The sequence below is a fragment of the Frankia sp. AgKG'84/4 genome (assembly GCF_023242965.2).
GTDB lineage: Bacteria > Actinomycetota > Actinomycetes > Frankiales > Frankiaceae > Frankia.
On the sequence record NZ_JALKFU020001234.1, the window covers coordinates 1 to 2,404 of the forward strand.

The following is a 2,404-nucleotide window of genomic DNA, read 5'->3' on the forward strand; positions in this document are numbered from 1 at the left end:
GGCCAGCGGCGTCCCCGGCGCGGCGGCAGCGGGGGCGTCCACCAGGCGCACCACCCCGCTGGCCGCCCCGGGCGCCAGGCTGTTCAGCTCGTCGTACAGAGCGGCCGTGAACGTCGCCAGACCGCACTGGGTCGGTGGATAGGTGCTGAGAAAGCCGTAGCGCAGGGGCACGAGGGCCGCCTTCCGGTCGACGCCGGCTCCGCGCCGGCGAGCGTGCCCGCGGGTTCGCGAGCGGCTGGCCACGCGACGGTCCGGGCGCGGGGCGATGTCCCCGGTCGCTGGTGGGGATCTGGCCGCGGGACTCGGGCGAGGCCGGACAGCACGGGGTGTCCTCGGCCCGGGCGGGGCGGCGGCGCGCCGCCGCCCGTGGATAGGTCGCCACGCTCGGACGGGACCGTGAAGGCGCCCTCCGGCGGACTCACACCGCGCGGGGAATCCTCGTCGGAGGCCGTGATCGTCGTCGCGCGGGGATCGTCAGCATGGTCTCCGGGTCCTCCCAGGCTTGAGCCGTGTGGAGGAGTGCCGGCCGCCAGCGGGGCCCACAACGGCCGATGGCCGAACCGTCGGCCAGGCACCCGTCGCGCCAGAGGTTGGCACTCAACCCTGTTGAGTGCTAACCCACTTATAGTCTTCGGCGACCTCGAGCGCAACTCGGGACCTCCGCCGTGGTCGGAATCGGCCCGGCTAGCTGCGCCTTTCCGCACGTCAGGGATGCCGATTATTCCCGTTCACGGGCCACCGGCGTGCGACACCGGACACCGTTCCGGACCGCTCGCATCCGCGAGACGATGCCGGTAGACAACCAGGTGCGACCACGCCCCGTGGGGCTGGGCCGACCACGGGCCGCGGCCGGCCGGAGCGGGAGCGCCGGCGCCGGGGCGGCGCCGGGTCGTGCGGTGCCGACCGGGCTTTCAGCCGGCGACGTCCCAGCCAGGGGGAAGCACGCACGCGACCCGGAGGATGCACCGTGACGATCAGCCGACAGGTGGAGGCCACCGAACCTGCCGTTCCCACCATTCCCGCCCGTCCCAGTACCGCGGGCACCGCGTCGCCGGCCTGGTCACCGCAGGCCGGCGCGGCTACGCGCACCCTGTTGGAGATCATGCTCGGGACCGCGCCGCCGGTGCGCGTCCAGCTGTGGGACGGTTCCTCCCTCGGCCCCGAGACTGCCACCCGGGTCGTCGTGCGCTCCCCCGAGGCGATCCGCCGGGTGCTGTTCCGCCCCGGTGAGCTGGGTCTGGCCCGGGCGTTCGTCGCCGGCGACCTCGACGTCGACGGCGACATCTTCGACGGGCTCGAGATCCGCGGCGCGCTGTCGAACCTGCCGCGCCGGCCGGGCACCGCCGCCGGCGCCGCGGCCCTCGCCGTGCTACGCGAGCTCGGCGCCCGCCCGCCGGCCCCACCGCCCGAGGAGGCCCGACTGCGCGGCCGCCGGCACAGCCAGGACCGCGACGCGGCCGCGATCTCCCACCACTACGACGTGTCCAACGACTTCTACCGGATGCTGCTGGGCCCGACGATGACCTACTCGTGCGGGGTGTGGGAGTCACCCGACGCCGGCCTGGACGCCGCCCAGCTGGCCAAGCACGAGCTGGTCTGCCGCAAGCTCGGCCTGCGTCCCGGTGAGCGGCTGCTCGACGTCGGCTGCGGCTGGGGCAGCATGCTGATCCATGCCGCCCAGCGCTTCGGCGTGCGCGGGGTCGGGGTGACGATCTCGGTGGAGCAGGCGGCGCAGGCGCGGCGCCGCATCGCCGAGGCGGGGCTCGCCGACCGGATCGAGATCCGGCTGCAGGACTACCGGGAGATCCCCGACGGCCCGTTCGACGCGATCAGCTCGGTGGGGATGGTCGAGCACGTCGGCCGGGCGAAGTTGCCGACCTACTTCGACAGCCTGTACCGGCTGCTGCGCCCGGGCGGGCGGCTGCTCAACCATGGCATCTCCAAGCCCGGCGACCCCGCCGGTGCCCACCGCCACCGGCCGCACCTCGGCCCGGTGCCGCTGCCGGCCGGGCGGGACTTCCTGCGCCGCTACGTCTTCCCCGACGGCGAGCTGCACGAGATCGGCCTGATGACCACGCTGACGCAGGCCGCCGGCTTCGAGGTTCGCCACGTCGAGAACCTGCGCGAGCACTACGCGCTGACGCTGCGCGCGTGGGTGCGCCGGCTGGAGGACAACTGGCAGGCCGCCGTCGAGGACGTGGGTGGCGGCCGGGCGCGGGTGTGGCGGCTGTACATGGCGGGCTCGGCGCTCAGCTTCGAGTCGGGCCAGACGCAGATCCACCAGACCCTCGCCGTGCGCCCCGATGCCGGCCGGTCCGGCCAACCGCTGCGGCCCCGCTACGAGTCGCCGGCCCCCACGCCGGCGGCGCCGTCCGCCGGCTGAGCGTGGGGCGAGATCGACGGG

The 2,404-nt window shown here is 74.8% G+C and carries 1 protein-coding gene; it reads left to right on the forward strand.

The window, feature by feature from the left end; translation table 11 throughout:
• Window positions 1-967: 967 nt before the first annotated feature.
• Entirely contained in the window at window positions 968-2,383 is a 1,416-nt protein-coding gene (locus MXD58_RS29130) for a class I SAM-dependent methyltransferase (protein ID WP_374616810.1), read from the forward strand.
• Window positions 2,384-2,404 lie beyond the last annotated feature (21 nt).